The sequence below is a fragment of the Fibrella aestuarina BUZ 2 genome (assembly GCF_000331105.1).
GTDB lineage: Bacteria > Bacteroidota > Bacteroidia > Cytophagales > Spirosomataceae > Fibrella > Fibrella aestuarina.
The window spans coordinates 4,764,283-4,783,920 of the sequence record NC_020054.1 but is presented as its reverse complement, the minus strand read 5'-3'; the positions used below and the strand labels follow the sequence as shown (position 1 = coordinate 4,783,920).

The window sequence follows — 19,638 nt, the reverse complement described above, 5'->3', positions numbered from 1 at the left end:
CATGACCCGACTACACACGTACCTGCTCGGCGGTATGGCGCTACTCAGCAGCCTGCTGACCCAATCCGTACTGGCACAGTCGAGCCCGAATGGGCGCCGAATTACCCGGCCGACGGCTCGCCCAGTGCCGTCAACACCACCCCGCCCTGCCACGGTACCAGTCGGAGCGGCCCTGACGGGGCAGTTTACGGCACAGCCTGGTGTGGGCGGCATTTTCCTCTCCTTCGGCCGTGAGTTGCCTAAAACGTTCCGGTACCGCCTGGAGCGCAGCCCGGCGGGTGGCGCGGCCTACGAACCCATCGCCGAGTCGGTGTTTCCAGCCCTACCCGAAGGGTTCGCCGGCCGACTCAACGAAGCCATCGCCCAGATGCCGCCCGTGTACCTGACACTGCCTGACCGGCCCATCGTTGATGCCCGCTACCAGGTACTGCGCCGCCACGCCACCGCCGACTCGCTCGCCAACCTGATGGTGGCGCCGCAGTATCGCATTGCTGCGGGCCTGGGCCACTGGGATGCCACGGCCCAACCGAACCTGGTCTATGACTACCGCTTGAGCCGCCTCAATGCCGATGGCAGCACGACCCCGGTGGGCGAAATTCGGGGCGTATCCACGCCGGGCACGTACCCGGCTACGGTACTCCGCATTGACACGGCTTACGCCAAAGGCCCCACGGCGACCATCGAGTGTGAGGTCGTTAGTGGCCGTGCCCCAGAGGTGCTGTACCTCTACCGCGCCTACTACCTGCGTGGTGAATTTGAGCCGGTGGTCGCCTCGTATTACCCCGTCCGGTCGACAAACGGGCGCATCCGCTACCAGCTCAACGACGCAACAGTAGTGGATAAACTGAGCTACGCCTACTACGTGGTGCCGGGCGATTACATGGGCAACCGGGGCACGGCATCGGCGGTGTACAACGTCTACAATGCCCGCCCCAACGAGATCACGTTCATACCGTACCGGTTTCGGGTGAACAGCATCCGGGCTGAAAAAAGGCTCCGCCTGAGCTGGCGCGTAACCCCGTCGCGGGACATCACGTCGATCGACATTTTCCGGGGCAACGACTTCGATAAAACGTTTGTGCGTATCGGCAGCGTAGGACCTACGGACACGGTTTTTTACGACGCCAACGTCCGGCCCGTGCAAACGTACTTCTACACACTCGTCGTCAATACGGCCTACGGCAAGACCTACCCCTCGGCCCGCGTTCCGGCGCTGCTGGAAGGGGCCGAAACCAATTACGCCCGCCCCGAAAACGTACGGAGTCAACAAAACGGACGTACGGTAACGCTGACGTGGGACCGCCCCGCCGGGCCGGTAACGGGCTACTACCTCTACCGCGCCCGCGACTACGACCAGAAACCCGAGCAGGTGGGTCGGCTCATCGCCAGCGCTGCCGCGACCGTCACGGTAACCGACACCCTGCCTGACCGCGACTCGGAAGTGTGGGTGTATTCGGTGGCTTCGGTCAATACGTCGTACAACATCAGTCCGCTGTCGGCCCCCGTTACGATCGTGGGCAAAACGACCGTGCGGCCCCCGGCTCAACTCACCGCCCGCCTGCGCGACAACACACCCCAGCGCCGGGCCGTGAACCTCTACTGGACCAACCTGGTCGAAGCCCGGCAGCGCGCGGGGGGCTTTCGGGTGTATCGCCGCCTGGTTACTACCGACAATAAGCCCGCGGACTGGCAGCTGCTTACCCTCACTACATTGCGGGCCGAAACGAATTTCTGGGCCGATACGACCATCCGCGAGGGGAATACCTACGCCTATATGGTCAGAACGGTCGGGGCGGGCGATCAACTCAGCACTCCCAGCGTGGAGGCCCGCTGCACCGTAACCGAAACCTTCCCGGCGGGCGTGCGCAACGTGCGCCTGCTCCAAAGCGGGCCGGGCGTGGTGGTGCAGTGGGATGCCCCCCTTGACCCAACCGTCGAACGGTACGTGGTCTACCGCGCCGAGGCTGGTCGGCCGCTGCAAAAACTAACGACGCTCCCCCGGAACACCGCTCAGTTTGTCGACAAGACCCCGCTGCTGAAAAAGACCAATTATTACCAGATTCTGGCCGAAGACAGCCGGGGGCACGCCAGCCGTAACCCGGACACCGTTGGCCTGTACGTGGAATGATCAGCCCGCTAAACGCCACACCCATGACACTCGTTCGCTTTTGTCTACTCCTCGCCGGTCTACTGGTTTTCGGACGCCTACAGGCTCAGTCCAACGCACCGACCAACCTGAACGTCAATGTCAGCTACGGCGGGTCGATCTGCCTCCAATGGACCCCCAACGTAGCCAGCTCAATTCCCTACGACGTCGAACGGTCGGACGACGGGCGTACTGGCTGGAGCAAGGTGGGCGAATCGCAGCCGGTGGCCGCCGGTGCGCTGGCTACCGGCAATTACTGCGACCAGAATCTGGCGTCGTCACGTACCTACTACTACCGGGTACGTGGGTCACTTGGCCGCAATACCTACACCAACTACTCCAATACGACGCCGGGCACAACCAAGGCCGCGCCGCCCACACCGCCCACCCCCACGCTATCGGAAGTAGAGACGAACGCGATCCGGGTAACCTGGACGACGCAACTGTCGACCACTTACGAACTGGAAATGCAACCAGCGGGTGGCGCCTGGCAGGTGATCGACACGCGGGCGTCGGGCCGAAGCAGCAGCCTGACTTACAAGATCACCACCTTGTCGGGCGGCGTCAATTACTGCTTCCGGGTACGGGCTAAAGATGCCGAACAGGGCACGTCGGGTTATTCGCCCAACGCCTGCCAGACCACACCGCTGGCGGCGTCCAACGTCCGTAATTTCAGCGCCACCGCCACGGGTACTACCACGATCAGATTAAGCTGGACGGGCTACGGCAAGGAATCGGGCATTACCATCGAACGCAGCGACGACGGACAACGTACCTGGAATAAGCTTAAAGACTGGCTGGCCGATGGGGGTGAGTATACCGACACGGGCCTGCAACCCGACAAACAATACTGCTACCGCATCCAGGAAAGCGGCCATCAGGTATCGGAGAGTAAATGCGCCAACACGCAGTCTGCCCGGCCCAATGCCCCCGCCCGCCTGTCGCTGACGGTGCGGTCCGATACGCAGATCGACCTGCAATGGGCCGACCTGAGCGACAACGAAACCGGCTTCGAGGTACAGCGCAGCGAAGATGGGGGCGCCACCTGGACCAACCTCCAGAATGCACCGCCCAACAACACTGGCACGGTCACGTATGGCAGCACCAACCTGAAACCGGGCACCCGCTATTGCTACCGCGTTCGGGCCATCAACACGATCGGCAGTAGTGACTGGACGCCCGGTCTGGTCTGCGAAACCACACAGGCCGCGCCATTGGGGGCTCCCGGCACCTTTGCGGCAGCGGGGCAGTCGGATACGCAGATCAAACTCACCTGGACAGGCGTGGCCGGGGCGGCAGGCTACGAACTCGATCGCAGCGCCAATAACGCCGACCCCTGGGAGCGCGTCGCGAACCCCGCCGCCAACGCCACCGAACTCATCGACGGTGGGCGTGTGGCCAACACGCGCTACTACTACCGCCTTCGGGCCGTGGGGCCTACGGGCGCCACCGGGCCGTACAGCACCGCCAATGCCAGTACCAATGCCCCGCCCGTAACGGGCCCGGAGAAGCCGTTCGAGTTGGTAGCCGCGGCCCAATCGAGCACCGATATCAGGCTGACGTGGAAACAGAATGGCAGCAACGTTACCCGGTTTGAGTTGCAACGGTCATCCACCAACAATGGCCCCTGGGAGAACGTCGATACGAACATGCCGGCGGAAAGTCGCGAGAAAACCGATGGCGGTCGAGCCCCCTCGACGCGCTATTTCTACCGAATCAGGGCGGTGCTGGTCACAGCGGCGGGAGCGGTATTGAACAGCGACTGGTCAGATGTGAAGGATGCAACCACACAGGCGCCGCCCCTGATGGCCCCGCGTCCGCCATCGGGCCTGACCGCTACGCCGCAATCACACACGGCGATCCGGCTGACGTGGACCGACAACAGCGACAACGAATCGCGCTTTGAAATCTGGTGGGCCACGAGCCAGACGGCCGTATTTGTCAAGCTTACCGACGTAGAAGTCAATACGCGCGAATACACCCACACGGGGCTGAACCCCAGCAGCCAGTACTGTTACAAGGTGTTGGCCGCCAACGGTGCGGGCGCATCCGCCTTTGCCGGGCCGGAGTGCGCCACCACTAACCCGCCGCCCCTGACCGCGCCGCCCCCGCCAACCGGCTTCGTGGCCAACGGCACCACCGGCCGCATCGACCTGGTCTGGACCGACGTGGCGACTAACGAAACGGGCTACGAGTTGCAATGGAGCCTTAGCAGCGCGGGCCCCTGGCAGTCGTTGTCGCTGCCTAACCAGGGCCTGAACGCGACCGGCTTTGCGCATACGGGCCTCATCGCCAACACCCCCTACTACTACCAGCTCCGGGCGTTCAACAGCGCCGGGTCATCGGTTTGGGTAACGACCAATGGGCTTGTGCCCGCCCTGCCCGTGCCCTCGACAACCACCGACCTGAAAGCCGAACTGGTTGACTACGACCGGGTGAAGCTATCGTGGGGGGGCATCACCAACGGCCCCACGAGCACCACGATCGAGCGCTCGACCAACCCTACGACCGGTTTTCAACAGGTAGGGCAGGTAACGGACGCCATCACCACGTACCTGGACCAGAATCTGGCCGAAAACACCACCTACTATTACCGTATCCGCAGCAGTAACGCCAACGGCTCGTCGGGTAACAGCAACGTGGTGCCAGTCACAACCGGCGAAGCCATCATTGCCGTGCGCCCGCTGCCCCTGCCCGAGGGCATGTACGCCCACGTAGACGAACGTACCCAGACGCTCGTCGTGACGCTCAACTGGACGCAGTTTCAGGAGGCCAACCTGATGCTCGTGAGCCTGAGCGGCCGCACGATGCTCACCGACCACTGCCGTATCAACGGCGGTACGCGCTTTCCCTACGACGTGGCCCAGCTGCCCGCCGGCCTCTACATCCTCAGCATCGACACCGACCAACACCGTTACACGAAAAAGATATGGATACCTTGAAGCAGAATGAACAATGTACAAGGGACAATGTACAATGGCTCCGCCGCGCACGGTGCCAGATTCGCCAGGCAATCCATTGTGCATTCTTCATTGTGCATTGTTCATTAATCCTTTCCTGCCAGCCCAAAGAAGTGGCGCCGCTCAACATCAACCGGGTGTGGCAGGCGCAGACGGTGAAAGAAGGAACGGCGGTGGTCTACACGCAGGGCGGTACGGCCAATGTGAAGCCTGGGTACGTTAATTTCCGGCTCGACCTCACCGACCCCACGGTGGTGAAGCTTATCGACATCGACAACCGCACCCTGACAGGTACCTGGTCGGTGTCGCCCGATAACAAACGGCTGATTCTGGAGAACCTGAAGCCCCAGCCGACCAATACCATCGGCACCATCGAATACTACATTGTGGAGCCGCCCACGGCGCAGAATCTACCCTTGCAGCGAACCGCCGAGAGCCGCAAAACCGGTAACACAGTCAATGAGTATCAGCTGGTTCCGGTTGATTAACTTGGCTGGCTAACCCGCTGATCGTGAATCGGTCACGATACTGAATTGGCCTGGTGGCGTCGCGCCCGACGACGGCCCGGATCCCATCCCTATGAGATAGCGCGTGGCTGGTGAGCCAGCAATTTTGTCAAACCTCGTTAACAAACTCTCCTTTACCATGAAAACGAATCTCCTGCTTGGCTGCCTGCTCGCGTCGCTGCAAGGGCTGGCCCAACCGGCGCCGCTCCCGGCTACTCCCCAACGCCCCGTTACCGATACCTATTTTGGCAAAACCGTCGTCGACAACTACCGCTGGCTCGAAGACATGAACAGCGACGAAACCAAAGCCTGGTTCAAGGCGCAGGGCGACTACACCACCGCCACGCTCGACCGGATTCCGGGCCGCGATAAGCTCATACAAACCTTTGTCGATTACGACAAACGGCTGGCTGTGCGCTACGGGGAAATCAAACGGCGGGGCGATACCTATTTCTACCGCAAGACGCTGCCCAGTGAACAGGCGGGTAAACTCTACATGCGGCAGGGTAAGACCGGCCCCGAAACGCTGCTGTTTGACCCGTCGACCTACGAAAAAGGCAAAACCTACATGATGACAGCCTTTAACCCGTCGTCAGACGGGAAGAAGCTGATCGTCGGGTTGCAGGAAGGTGGCGCCGAACTCTCCACCATCCGCACCATGGACGTACCCACGAAAAGCGGAACGCCGCCCGCCTTCAGGCCGGAGAGCATCACCGCGGTATTTGGTGGGGAAGTGAGCTGGCTGCCCGACAACAGCGGGTTTCTTTATACGCCCAACAACTCGATGGACACCAAAGACCCCCAAGGCAACCTGAACACGAAAGGCCGGCTCCACAAACTGGGCACCGCCCCCGCCACCGACCCCGAGCTGTTTTCCATCGCCAAAAACCCAGACTTCGGTATCCAGCCCGATCAATACCCGGTTATGTTCTATTCCGACGATCAGACGCAGGTCTACGGGTATCTGGGCACAGTCGATCGGCGGGCCACGGCCTGGGTGGCACCGGCCTCGGAAGTGGGCAAGCCAACCATCGCCTGGAAGCGGCTCTGCACCGTCACCGACAGCGTGAACTCCTTTCTGAAGCTCGGCAACCGGCTGTTTGTGCAGAGCGTAAAAGGGGCACCCAACGGGCAGATTCTGGTGACGGACGCCAACAACCCTAACGTTGCGACGGCCACCGTGCTGCTGCCCGAAAGCAAGCTGAACATCACCCGCATGGCGTCGTCGAAAGACTTTCTGTTTGTGATCCTCAGCGATGGCATCAACGAGAAAATCCGGCAGTTTGACAGCCGAACCAACCAGTGGGCCGACGTACCCATGCCCGGCACCGGCACCATGGGCATTGAGTTTTACGAGGCGCCCCGCTCCAACGAGGTGCTGGTTTACTCGACTTCCTGGAACGACCCCGGTACGTTGTATGACTACAACCCGGAGACTCGTAAGCTGACCACGAGCACCTTCCACGTACCCATCAACTACCCCGGTGTGGCCGATCTGGTGGTTGAGGAAGTGGAACTGCCCAGCCACGACGGTACGATGGTCCCGCTGTCGATTGTCTATAAAAAAGGCCTCAAACGCGACGGCAGCGCTGCCTGCCTGATGAGCGGCTACGGTGCCTACGGGATCTCGGGGACGCCCTACTTCAGCCGCCGCAACCTGGCCCTGCTCAACATGGGGGTGGTGCTGGCCGAAACGCACCCGCGTGGCGGCTCCGAGAAAGGGCAGGCGTGGTACAAAGCGGGCTATAAAACCACCAAGCCCAACACCTGGAAAGACTTCATCGCCAGCGGCGAATACCTGATCAAAAACGGCTACACCAGCGCCGGCAAGCTCATCGGCATGGGTACGTCGGCGGGCGGCGTGCTCATTGGCCGGGCCATCACCGAGCGCCCCGACCTGTTTGCGGCGGCCATTAGTAACGTAAGCTGTTCCAACGCGTTGCGCATGGAAAATTCACCCAACGGCCCCATCAACGCCGCTGAGTTTGGCACCGTGAAGGACTCTACCGAGTGCATGGCGCTCTACGAAATGGACGCGTTTCAGCACGTGAAAGAAGGCACCAACTACCCCGCCGTGCTCTGCGTGGGTGGCATGAACGACCCCCGCGTGATTGCCTGGCAACCGGGCAAACTGGCCGCCGCCCTCCAGGCCGCCAGCACAAGCGGCCGGCCGGTGCTGATGCAGGTCAACTACGACAACGGCCACTTCACCGAAGACAAGCAGGTGACGTTCCGCAACTTCGCCAACATGTTTGCCTTTGGCCTCTGGCAGGCGGGTCATCCCGATTTTCAGCCGGTTGGCGTAGCGAAGAAATAGCGGCACACACGGGTTCCGGATCAGCGGCTACACCGTGTTGATCCGTGACGACCAAAGCAACGCTTACAAACAGGTTTATGAAACGACGACTTTCGCTGCTAGCCAGCCAACTGCTGCTGATCGGGGGAGTACTGGCCCAGCCGCCAACCGCCCAGCAGGTGCGGCAATCAATTGCCCAGGATATCGACCAGTTAAAAACGCCTTCTAGTCCGGTTGGCTCCGTGCGGGATGCCGTTGTCCGAACCAGGACCGATTCGATTCCCATTCGCATTTACCGACCGGCCGACGCGCCCGCGAACCGGCCGACGCCAATCATCTACCACATACACGGTGGCGCATGGGTGGCGGGTGATCTGGAGACGCACGACAAAATCTGCCGACGCCTCTGCCATGATGCGCAGGCCGTCGTGGTGGCTGTGCAGTACCGTCGGCCGCCCGAATACCCGTACCCCGCCGGTAATGACGACATTCTGGCCGTACTGAACTGGATTCAGGCCAAACGCAGCACACTCAGTCAGAAAGGCCCCCTGATTTTGCTGGGCGACAGCGCCGGGGGCGATTTAGCGGCTGCTACCTGCCTGCGAAACGCGACGGCCGCCCGGCCGGTGCCCATTGCGGCCCAGCTACTCATCAATCCGGCGCTCGACGTGCGGCCCGGTTCGCCGACGTTCAAAGCCTACGAGCTGGTGATCCGGTGGGGCCTGCCCGACCTGGCTAAAGCCTCGGATCCGTTTGTATCGCCACTGGCGGCTACCGACCAGCAATTAAAGGCCCTGCCGCCCACCAGTATCGTGGTCAGCGAACAGGATGAGATCCGGGAAGATGGCGTGCAGCTGCACCGGCGGCTACAAGCGGTGGGCGTGAAAACGGCCCTGTTTGAGCAGGAGAAAATCGGGCACCTGGGGGCCGTCTGGGCTGCCGACCACCCGGTGATCAAGCCCGCGCTGACGTTTGTCTTGCAACAGATTGCCGCCATCCGGACCTCTCCCTGACCCGATGGCAGTAGGTGGCCCGCTCTGGTAGGTTATTCAGCAAGGGATTGCATCCCGTTGCCTAGCCGACAGGCCATCGAATGAACCAGGAACCCCTGCTCCATCGGTTAAACGCGTTCTCTTTTATGACTACAAGCCTGCCTCCTGTTTACCCTGCCACAACCTGGTTTGTTAAAGGCTGCGAATGCACACTGGCTATTATCGGGGTGCTCAACGTGCTGATGACCGGACTCGAGTTTGTGCCCGATGCCTTCTGGATTCGCTATGGTCAGTATGCCCAGAACGTTTTGCTGGGCATCGTTGTGGTGAGTCTGCTGGGCGGAATAACGTATGCCTGGATCTGGCACCGGCAGGAACGTGACGGGCGCGTATCGAGTGGGGCGCGGCATGCCTGGTTACAGGGGATCATTCGCTACTGGCTGGCTTTCGAGATTTCAACGTATGGGTTCGCGAAACTTTTCAAAACCCAGTTCGATACCCCCCCTGATCGGTTCGATATGCCCGTTGGGGATTTAAGCGGTTTTCAGCTAACGTGGTTCTATTATGGCTATTCCTACACACTGGCGGTTATCATTGCGCTGCTTCAGATTGGGGGCTGCTTGCTGTTGCTCTATCGCCGGACAACGCTGCTGGGGGTGATGATCCTGCTGCCAGTGATGGTCAATATCGTGCTGATCAACCTGTTCTACACAATTGCGCTGGGAGCGCTTTATAACTCGTTGGTCTTCACGCTGGGGCTGTTATTCCTGCTCGCCCTCGACTGGCCCAAACTGAAACGGGCTTTCTGGGATATTGTCGACCGATTGCCACCCGTTGTGATCGGGCGGCACTGGATCAAGCCCTTCCTGCGCCTGCTGCCTCTGCTGGCTGCCTTCGGAATGATTCAGGTACTGGCTCACGACCGAAAAAAAGAGAACGGACTGGTTGGGGCCTGGGCGGTAAAGCAGCTCACGCGCAACGGACAGCGCGTGTCGTCAACGGCCTGGTTGACGGATACGACGGCCTGGAATCGCCTTTATTTTACAGGCTGGCAGGAAGTGGCCCTTAGCCCCAATCCGTACCGGTACAAACCTGCCGAAGGGCTACGCGGGCGCTACGAATACGACAGTACAACGAACGGCCTACGGCTGCTGATTGCTCGAAAAAAGAACGACCCCAAGCCCGACACGCTGCGCGCTACCCTCAGCGAACGTACCCAGAAAACCCTGCGCATCAAGGGGGTTTGGTGGGGTGATACCCTCGACCTGCAACTGACCCGGCTGCGTTAGACCCAGTCGGCACATGCATCACTAGTCAACTACAGTCAACTCCATTCAGTCCTATGAACTACCTACTTGGCCTGCTGCTGGTCGGGAGCCTGCTGGCGTCACGCCCCGCGCCCAGTTCTGCCTCCGACCCCCATGATACTCGCCCCTGCAAAACCGTCGACGGCAAAGACCGCCCGTATCCCTGCGAATTTCAGATTTTTGCCATCAACATACTGGGCAAAAAAAAAGAGGTTGTCGCGACGCTCAAGCCGGGCAACGCGACGGTTAGTTTGCCCGGTAGCCAGGCCGTTATCGTTGCACAGAATTCTGGTCTTAAAAGCTTCGTCTATCAGGCCTCGCTCGTGTTTCGGCGCATCAACGTACCCAGCTTTTCGCCGAAACCTGTACCCGTCAATTTTCCTACGTTGAGTTTTTATACCATCAGTACAGCCAAGGTCGACTATCCACTCGATACGAAAGAGCTTACCCTTGTCAACCGGGTGAATGTCAACCCCGCCGTACCGCCACCCACCATCCGCTCCAATCAGGTGGCGTTTACGCTGCAACTGGATTACGCACCGAACGGTGGGGGTGTTCAGAACCCAGTAAAATACGTTCAGATTGCCAACCCGATTACGTTCGCAAAGTTTCCCGCGTCAGTTGTTCACTGCCGTGACCGGGCCGAGGCGTTTATGGCGTTCTACGTGTCGGTCGACCCCAATAAGTGACAGTACTCCTACGTCGATACCGCGTTTGACAGCCGCCCAAACCGGCCCGTAGTGGCGGGCCATGGAGGGATCGGTTTTGTTCGGATACGTTAGGGGCGGGCTTTTACCATCGGTTTGTATACATACGGGTAATTGGTGGGAATATCTTTCCTGCCATGCCCGTATAATTGGCCTACGGCTTACTTTTGGTAAAACACCTCAACGTTATCAGTATGAATACTTCCGCGACAAGTTCTTTGGCACTGGAAGTGGAACGCTTACAACTGGCCCTGCAAGCGGCTCAGGTGGGCACGTGGGATTACAATCTCGAAACCAAACAGGCCGAATGGTCGGTCATTTGTAAGCAATTGTTTGGGTTGCCCGCCGAATCGGATGTGTCGGCGGCCGCGTTGCTGGAGCAGGTGCACCCCGATGACCGGGAGCGCGTCAGGCTAGCCAACGCGCGCAGCCTGAGCCCCGAAAGTGACGGCGAGCATAACCTCATCTTTCGCACGCATATCGCCGCTGACGACTACCGGTGGGTACAGGCAAAAGGCCGCACCTTACGCAATCAGCAGGGGCAGCTTAGTCGGTTCAGCGGCATCGTCTTCGACATTACTGAGTTGAAACAGATGCAGGAGGCGCTCCGGCAAAATACAAATGAGCTTGAGCATCGGGTCGCCGAACGTACCCAGGATCTGTACGAAGCGAATCAGCAACTGAAAAAATCCAACGAGCACCTGGCCGAGTTTGCCTACATCGCCAGCCACGACTTGCAGGAACCGTTGCGCAAAATCCAATCGTTCAGCAACCTCCTGCTGGAACGTCACGACGTTGCCGTGAACGACAACGACTACCTGCAACGCATCCATACGGCAGCCAGCCGGATGGCCACGCTGCTGCACGACCTGTTGGCGTACTCCCGCCTGTCGACCCGCTCCGAAGGTACGCAACCGCTTCAGCTCACCGATCTGTTTGAGGCTGTACTGCAAGACCAGGAACTGCTGATCGAAGAAACCGGCGCGGTAATCGACCTGCACCCGCTGCCCGCCGTGATGGGCCGCCCGGCTCAGCTCACCCAACTGTTTAATAACCTGGTGAACAACGCGCTCAAGTTTCGGCGGGAGGGCGTTGTGCCGCAGCTGACGGTTCAGGCTATTCAGCTGACTGCCGATGAGTTGCCGGAGCGGGTCAAACCCTCCCGACTAGCCGACTCCTATTACCGCATCGACCTGAGCGACAACGGTATTGGTTTCGATGAAAAATACGTTGACCGCATCTTTCAGGTGTTTCAGCGGCTGCACGGCCGGAGTGCTTTTCCGGGAACAGGGATCGGCCTGGCCATTTGTGAAAAAGTGGCCATCAACCACGGTGGCGGCATAACAGCCCAGAGCCAGGCAGGTGTCGGAACCACGTTCAGTCTCTACCTGCCGGTGTAACGGGTTGCTGTCGAGGCGAGGGCTATCCTGGTGATAGCAGCGCCGTAGCAATGCCGTGCCTCCGTTCAACGCCACAGAATCAGCGTTCAGCCCAATTTAGTTGGATTGGGCAGGCAACGTACCCGAGGTTTGCGGCACCTTATGCGTCTACGACTACTCACCTCACTGCTGCTGCTCACCTGCCTGCGGCCTGCTAGCGCCCAACAACTCCGGCCCGTGCGTATCGCGCTGGTCGACGCCAGTCGCCAGGCCATCCCCGGTGCGGCCGTCCGGCTCACCAACCGGGCCGATTCGACCCAACGGGTTAACGCCATCGCCGATACGGCCGGTATCGCCTCCGTTTCGTTGCGGATGAGCACCCCCTACGACCTGCTCGTGACGGCCGTGGGTATGAAATCGCTGCAACGGGTCGTGCGCTTTACGCCCGAACAACCCAACCTGCGCCTGACGCTCGACACCAATACCAAGAGCCTCGACGCCGTGACCATCACGGCCAAGAAACCGCTGCTGCGGCAGGAAGACGACAAACTGATCGTGGACCCCACGCCCATTGCCGACATCAGCACCAACGCCTTCGAACTGCTCGAACGAACGCCCGGCCTGTTTCTTGATCAGGACGGCAATGTGTACCTCAGCAGCGCCACCCCGGCCACGATCTACATCAACGGGCGCGAGCAGAAAATGAGCACCGCCGACATCGCGTCGCTGCTCAAAAGCCTGCCGCCGGGCAGCATCGAGCGGCTGGAAGTGATGCGCACGCCTTCGGCCCGCTACGATGCGTCGGGCAGTGGCGGGGCGGTCAATATCGTGTTGAAAAAAGGGGTGAAACTCGGCCGCACAGGGGCTATCACGGCCTCGGCCAATCAGGGGCGATTTGGTAACCAGGGTGTGGGCATCAACCTCAACGAAAGTGACGGCGGGCGCACCAAATACCTGAACCTCAATTATAACCGCCGCCAGACGTATGAGCTCCTGACCACCAAGCGCCAGCTGACGGGCGGGCGCACGATCGGGCAGGAAGCCTACACCCGTTTTCCCGGCGAAGGCTTTTTTGCGGGCTACGGGCTGGGGTATGAGCTGTCGCCCAAGTGGAACCTGAATTTCGACGGGCGGCTGTCGTACGGGCTGAACAACTCGACGGCCAGTAACCAGACGGCGATCCGGCAGCTTGAAACGGCCGCCACGGTGTCGGCCAACAGCAACGACCTCCAGAACCAGAACACGGCCTTCAACCTGTCGCAGGACGTGTCGGCCAAACGCAAAATCGACTCGCTGGGTAGCGAATGGACCATCGACGCCTCGTATACGTACCTGCGGGGAAACGGCTCGCAAACGTACCTGACGCAGTACCAGCTACCGGTGGCCAGCCCGTTGGCGGGCGCAGGCGACATCGACACGCGCCGTCACATGGCCCAGTTCCAGACCGACCTGCGGCTGAAGTGGCCTTATCGCATCACGTTCGAGGCGGGTCTGAAATCGGCCCTCCAGCAGTTTACGAGCCAGACCGCTTTCAGTACCACTACCAACGGCCAAACCCGCCCCGACCCGTTCCGCACCAACACCTTCGATTACAACGAGGCGATTCATGCCGCCTACGCGCAGGCATCGAAGGGGTTGCCGGGCGGTTTTCTGCTCAAAGCGGGCCTGCGGGCCGAAAACACCAACATGGACGGCCATCAGCGCGTGCCCAGCGATACCACGTTCCGGGTACGTCGCACCGACCTGTTTCCCTACGTGTACCTGACGCGGCCGTTGACCAAAATTTCGGGTTTTGAGCTGAAAGGATCGCTCATTTACCGCCGCTCGATCGCCCGGCCCACCTACGATAACCTCAATCCGTTTGCCCGCTATATCGACCCGTACCTGTACGAAACGGGTAATCCCGGCCTGCAACCGCAGTTTACCGAAACCTACGAAGCCAATATCAGCGTCGACGACTTCCCGCTCTTTGCCATCGGGCGCAACCACATCCAGAACATCTTCACCAACGTGCTCTACCAGGACCCGCGCAACCCGGCGGTCTCGTACCGGACGTTTGATAACCTCGGCCAGAATCGCGAAACGTACTTCCGTATGGTGGCCGGGATGCCGCCCGTGGGCAAGTACTTCTTTGTGCTGGTGGCGCAGTATAACCTCACCGACTACGACGGGCGCTACGAAAACCAGCCCTTGACGTTCAGCCGGGCCTCGTGGCGGTTTTTTACCTACCAGCAACTGCGCCTCGGTACCCGCTCGACGCTCACGCTCAACGCCTTCTACCTGCGGGGTGGGCAGCAGCAGTTCTACGCCCTCGGCGATTTTGGCAACGTGAACCTGAGCATCAACCGGCTGTTTCTGAACCGCAAACTCACCGTTGCGCTGAATGTCACGGACCTCTTTTACACCAACCGCAACACCTTTACCCTCAATCAGGGCAACATTGCGGCCGTAGGTGACCGCCGCGCCGATACCCGCCGCGTGGGCCTCAACCTCCGCTATAACTTCGGCATTCGCAAGCGTGAAGAACGCAGCAACCCGTTCAACGTACCCACGGAGTAGGGGTCAATGAGCGGGTGGCGCTAGCCCACCTCGATGCCATATTTGCCAGCATCCCCCCCTAAGCCCGGCTTGCGTGGCCGGGCTTAGGGGGGGTAATTGGGATTCATGTCGGGCGTCGCCCTCCATTCAACGCTATTGATACGGTATTCCGCCCTGTTTGCTTGGACTGGACAGGCAACGTACCCAGGCTGTGCTGCATCAGATTCTGCCCAACAGCGCCGACCCGTTGCCTTTGTTGTCTGAAGCCTTTTTTAGCGGGCTGGCTGGTTAAATGTTGTGGGGGCTTTGTCCAGCTTTCCTTTGGTGTAGAAATAGGCTTCTTCTTCGTTTTTCATGAACGGCGTTTCTTCGCTGCCCTTTGCTTTTACTAGCAAAACGGTCTCGGTTAGTTTGCCATGTTCGTAATCATACTTCTGGGTAATGCGTATCTTATTGTAGGGCGTAAACAGGCCCGCATTTTTTACGTCGATCTCAATGATTGAGTTTCTGAATTCATGGTCAGTTGTCAGCCTGCCATTACCCAGCGATGAATACATGTTTCCGATTACTTTATTGGCAACCAAGCTTTCGTAAGTGACACCAAAATACATAGTCTGGTCCCGGTCGCCCGCTTTCCCGTTGTAGTCGGGATGAAGCCGATGCAGCGATTTGACCGACTTCCATTCGTTGTCGTACCGCTTCTGAACGACGTCGAAATAGTAGTCGAAGGGTTCGGCGCGCAGCCAAGTTCCATCGGTGTAGGTGTAGGCTTTGCTGTAGCCGTTCCAGATGATGGTGTACGTATCCTCAAACGCTGCCTTGCGCTCGACCGGGATCGTGCTCTTTTGGGCTGATGCGTAGCTTGTCAGAAGGAGCGTAGCGACGGCGGCTACGAATACGATGACTGTTGACTTGATCGTGTTCATGATGCTTGACGTTTTGATTGTAATGGATTGATTACAAGGCAAAAGTCTATAAGGGCATCCTGACTAAAATTGATCTATGTTACAATCGTCGGTCCCTAGCTAGCTTTTTTCGGAGTCGGCTCAGACTCTCCCGCTCGATGCCCAGGTACGACGCCAGGAGATAAAGCGGGACCCGCTCGATAAGGTGAGGCGTTTCCTTAATCATTTGTAGATACCGGTGTTCGGCGTCCATAAACATAAAACCCTCTACCCGTTTGGTGGTAAGCGTATAGGCGTGCTCTGCCATAAGCCGGCCAAATCGCTCCCAGTTTTGCGAACGGTTGTAGGCCTGCTGCAACGTTGGTAACGTAAATGTTACAATTTCTGACGTTTCCAGCGCCTGAATAAAATACCGGCTCGGCGTCTGTTGCAGAAAACTGTCGTAATTGACGACAAACTCATTTTCAAAACTAAACTGCGTGTTTATTTCCTTTCCGTCGGTCAGGTAATACATCCGGAAAGCCCCTTTATTAATGAAGCCTAATTCGGTGCAAACTTGGCCTTCCTGCAAGAGAATAGCCTTATTGACGATTAATTTCGTCTGTAAGAAAGGCTCGAATAACGTACAGTCCGATTCGGTCAGAAACGAAACGTTTTTTAACCAGGCTTTGAATTGGCTGAAGTTGCTCATGGTCGGCTGCACATTGGTAGGGCGCGGGTAGCTACGTAGACTGAAAAATACATCGGCGCAGCAGGCAAGGCAACGTTAGCGGTAGATATGGCCGCTCGACCAACAACCTACAAGGCGTCACGGCCCCGTTTGCAGGCGCAAAACTGACAACGTACCTGAGCGGCTGCACTCACCCGACCTCGATGCTGTATTTGACCAGCAGCCCCACCAAGCCCGGCCAAGCAAACCGGGCTTTTTTCAGGCGGTTTCGTTCGGGGTCGAGGGCGTAATGGCGGGCCGTGCGGAAGTCGGCACGTTCCAGCACGGTATACTCAAACCGGGCTCCGTCGAGGTCGCATTCATCGAAAACGGCTTCGGTCAGGTCGGTTTGGGTAAAATCGACGCGCTGCATTACCGACTGGCCGAAATAGGTCTCTTTGAGGCTTAGTTTTTCAAAGCTGGCCTTCGTCAGGGTGCAACGTTTAAACCGAACGGCCAGCAGAAACGGATCGCAGTGGTCGAAGCGCAGGCCGGTGAGGTCGCAGCCCACAAAGGTCACCTCGCGCAGGGCCGTTCGGTTCAGTTTGGCGCCCGCGAAGGTGCAGTCGGTAAACGTACAGTCGTAGAACGCCCGCTTCGAGAGATCGGCGCCCGTGAAGGTGCAGCGGGTAAACGTGCACAGCTCGTATTCGTCGTTGGGCAGGGGCTGGCTCGAGAAATCGATACCTTCAACTAAATTCGGGGTCATTTGTCGCCTATTTTCGGGCCGGTTTCTTCCTGATTGCCAAAATAAGGCCCATTTTCCGGGAAGATCGATCTGCCTGATGAAATACCTCTCCCTGTTACTGTTGCTGCCCTTCGGCGCCAACGCCCAGTCCGACACCATCCAGCTCAATCAACTGACGGTGGCCGCCACCCGATTCGAGCAGCCTGCCCGCCGCTCGCCGTTTCAGATTCAGCCCATTACCCGCGAGCAGATCGCTTTCCGAAACAACCAGAACACCGCCGACCTCCTGCAACAGACCGGCAACGTATTCGTGCAGAAAAGTCAGGGGGGCGGCGGTAGCCCCGTGCTGCGCGGTTTCGAAGCCAGCCGGGTGCTGATCGTAGTCGACGGGGTGCGGATGAACAACGCCATTTACCGGGCAGGCCACCTTCAGAACGTACTGCGCATTGACCCGGCCATACTCGACCGCGCCGAAGTGCTATTCGGTCCGGGTTCTACACTCTACGGCTCCGACGCCCTCGGCGGGGTTATGTACTTTCAGAGCCGCAACCCCGATCTGTCCAACTCGGCCAAAGTGAGCGTGCGCCCGTCGGCCTACGTGCGGATCGGCTCGGCAACCGGCGAACGCACCGCCCACGCCGACGTGAGCATCGGCACGCGCCGGCTCGGTTTTCTCACCAGCATTACCGGGGCTAGTTTCGGCGACGTGGTGCAGGGCAACAACCGCCGCGCCGACTACCCCGACTTTGGTAAACTGACGCAATACGTCGAGGTGTCGCCGTCGAACCCTATCGGGCAGGTGGTAACCAACCCCGACCCCAACAAGCAGGTTGGCTCGGCCTATCAGCAACTCGATCTGTTGCAGAAAGTGCTGTTTCAGCCGTCGGAAGGCGTGCGGCACATCCTCAACGTGCAGTATTCGACCAGCAGCAACGTACCCCGCTACGACCGGCTGAGCGAAGTCGCCAGTGGTAAGCCGCGCTTTGCCGAATGGTATTACGGCCCCGAACGTCGCCTGCTGACGTCGTACCGGCTGGAAATGACCCGCGCCACGGCCCTGTTTGACCGGCTAAACCTGACGGCGGCTTACCAGAACATCGAAGAAAGCCGCAACAGCCGCCGCCTCGATGCCGCCAGCCTCAAACGGCAGGTGGAGCGGGTAGGGGTGTGGTCGCTCAACGCGGACTTGCAAAAACGGCTGGGCGACCACACGCTGCAATACGGCCTCGAGCTGACCCATAACGACGTGACGAGCACGGCTACCTTCCTGGACGTACGGACGAGCGCCGTTACGCCCGCCGACACCCGCTATCCCGACGGCGGCAATACGCTCAGCACCACGGCCTTTTACCTGACCGATCAGCTAACCCTGTCGCCACTCGTAACCATCAACGGCGGACTGCGCTACACGCTGACCAACCTGAACGCCATCTTCCGCGACAAAACGTTCTTCCCCTTTCCGTTCGACGAAATCAAGCAGTCGCCCTCGGGACTGTCGGGTAACCTGGGGCTGGTGCTGACACCCACCGAGCGCAGCAAAATCAGCCTGCTCGGCTCGACGGGCTTCCGCGCCCCCAACATCGACGACCTCACCAAGGTATTTGAATCGAGGGCCGGGTCGCTGATTGTGCCCAACCCCAACATCCGCCCCGAGCAGACCTACAACCTCGAACTGTCGGTGAACCAGTGGGTAGGCAACCGGCTCCGGCTCGACGCGACCGTCTTCAATACCTGGTTTACCAACGCCATCGTGGTCGATGCGTTTACGCTCAACGGGCAGTCGACGGTCAATTACGGCGGGCAGTTGAGTCAGGTGACGGCAGCGCAGAACAAACGCCGGGCGATGCTGCGGGGCTATAGCCTCGGGGCGTTGCTGCGCCTGACCAACCGGCTGTCGTTCAGCGGAACCATCAACGACGTGGCCGGACGAATTCTGGCGGTGGGGGGCTTCGATACCAAAGAACTTCCCCTCGACCACGTACCGCCTACCTTCGGTCGGTTGTCGCTGCTGTATCAGTCGCCGCGTTTTACGGCCGAAGCCTACAGCCTGTTCAATGGCTGGAAACGCATCGCCGACTACAACCCCGAAGGGGAAGATAATGCCCAGTATGCTACGCCCGCCGGGATGCCCGCCTGGATGACGGCCAACCTGCGCGGCAGCGTGCGCGTGAGCCGTTTCCTGACCGTTCAGGCCGCCTGCGAAAACCTGTTCGACCTCAATTACCGCACCTTCGCCAGCGGCTTTAGCGCTCCCGGCCGGAATTTCCTGCTCACCCTACGGGCGGGACTGTAAGGCGAGGTAACGAACTCGACGGCAGCTGTGGCAAGGCACCCGGACAACCGCCATTTTTTGTCATTCCGACGACAGGAGAAATCTTGACTGTCCCTAACCCACAAGTCAGGATCCCCCAGGATTACTCCTGTCGTTGCCATGCCACGAATGAGCGAATCAATTTTTAATCAGCGGCTTACAGGTACTTGTCAGCCCATTAATTCAGAAGCGGT

Annotated in this window: 13 protein-coding genes; 10 read left to right on the top strand and 3 right to left on the bottom strand. The window is 59.5% G+C overall.

What is annotated here, in order from left to right; all coding sequences use genetic code 11:
- The first annotated feature begins 1 nt into the window (after nucleotide 1).
- From FAES_RS19635 to FAES_RS19595, 9 genes are all read left to right on the top strand, one after another.
- On the top strand, nucleotides 2-2,128 hold the full coding sequence (locus FAES_RS19635; RefSeq protein ID WP_041258166.1) for a fibronectin type III domain-containing protein: 2,127 nt from the start codon (nucleotides 2-4) through the stop codon (nucleotides 2,126-2,128).
- Between the two features lie 23 nt (nucleotides 2,129-2,151).
- Nucleotides 2,152-5,088 carry a fibronectin type III domain-containing protein gene (locus FAES_RS19630; RefSeq protein ID WP_158408795.1) on the top strand — a complete coding sequence of 979 codons (2,937 nt, stop codon included), beginning with the start codon at nucleotides 2,152-2,154 and terminating at the stop codon, nucleotides 5,086-5,088.
- A 92-nt stretch (nucleotides 5,089-5,180) separates the two neighbouring features.
- Nucleotides 5,181-5,594 (top strand): hypothetical protein, encoded by a 414-nt coding sequence (locus FAES_RS19625; protein WP_229364507.1) that lies wholly within the window; start codon nucleotides 5,181-5,183, stop codon nucleotides 5,592-5,594.
- A 157-nt stretch (nucleotides 5,595-5,751) separates the two neighbouring features.
- Nucleotides 5,752-7,929 (top strand): prolyl oligopeptidase family serine peptidase, encoded by a 2,178-nt coding sequence (locus FAES_RS19620; protein ID WP_065814279.1) that lies wholly within the window; start codon nucleotides 5,752-5,754, stop codon nucleotides 7,927-7,929.
- Between the two features lie 77 nt (nucleotides 7,930-8,006).
- Nucleotides 8,007-8,921, top strand: a complete 915-nt coding sequence (locus FAES_RS19615; RefSeq protein ID WP_015332962.1) for an alpha/beta hydrolase — start codon at nucleotides 8,007-8,009, stop codon at nucleotides 8,919-8,921.
- 125 nt (nucleotides 8,922-9,046) lie between these two features.
- Complete coding sequence (locus FAES_RS19610) at nucleotides 9,047-10,189, top strand: hypothetical protein (protein WP_041258165.1); 1,143 nt, start codon at nucleotides 9,047-9,049, stop codon at nucleotides 10,187-10,189.
- Between the two features lie 53 nt (nucleotides 10,190-10,242).
- Nucleotides 10,243-10,896 (top strand): hypothetical protein, encoded by a 654-nt coding sequence (locus FAES_RS19605; RefSeq protein ID WP_015332960.1) that lies wholly within the window; start codon nucleotides 10,243-10,245, stop codon nucleotides 10,894-10,896.
- 212 nt (nucleotides 10,897-11,108) lie between these two features.
- Complete coding sequence (locus FAES_RS19600; protein ID WP_015332959.1) at nucleotides 11,109-12,314, top strand: sensor histidine kinase; 1,206 nt, start codon at nucleotides 11,109-11,111, stop codon at nucleotides 12,312-12,314.
- A gap of 141 nt (nucleotides 12,315-12,455) precedes the next feature.
- On the top strand, nucleotides 12,456-14,852 hold the full coding sequence (locus FAES_RS19595; protein WP_015332958.1) for a TonB-dependent receptor: 2,397 nt from the start codon (nucleotides 12,456-12,458) through the stop codon (nucleotides 14,850-14,852).
- A gap of 251 nt (nucleotides 14,853-15,103) precedes the next feature.
- Here the strand turns inward: FAES_RS19595 and FAES_RS19590 are convergent, their stop codons facing one another.
- The 3 genes from FAES_RS19590 to FAES_RS30150 form a co-directional block, all read right to left on the bottom strand.
- The gene (locus tag FAES_RS19590; RefSeq protein WP_015332957.1) at nucleotides 15,104-15,757 is read right to left on the bottom strand and encodes a hypothetical protein; all 654 of its coding nucleotides are present in this window, start codon (nucleotides 15,755-15,757) and stop codon (nucleotides 15,104-15,106) included.
- Between the two features lie 79 nt (nucleotides 15,758-15,836).
- On the bottom strand, nucleotides 15,837-16,427 hold the full coding sequence (locus FAES_RS19585; protein ID WP_015332956.1) for a Crp/Fnr family transcriptional regulator: 591 nt from the start codon (nucleotides 16,425-16,427) through the stop codon (nucleotides 15,837-15,839).
- A gap of 169 nt (nucleotides 16,428-16,596) precedes the next feature.
- Nucleotides 16,597-17,154, bottom strand: coding sequence for a pentapeptide repeat-containing protein (locus tag FAES_RS30150; protein WP_041258163.1), 558 nt, complete (start codon nucleotides 17,152-17,154; stop codon nucleotides 16,597-16,599).
- 76 nt (nucleotides 17,155-17,230) lie between these two features.
- Here FAES_RS30150 and FAES_RS19575 point away from each other — a divergent pair, with 76 nt between their 5' ends.
- Nucleotides 17,231-19,426: a TonB-dependent receptor plug domain-containing protein gene (locus FAES_RS19575; RefSeq protein WP_015332954.1), complete on the top strand. Its 2,196-nt coding sequence runs from the start codon at nucleotides 17,231-17,233 to the stop codon at nucleotides 19,424-19,426.
- Nucleotides 19,427-19,638: the final 212 nt, after the last annotated feature.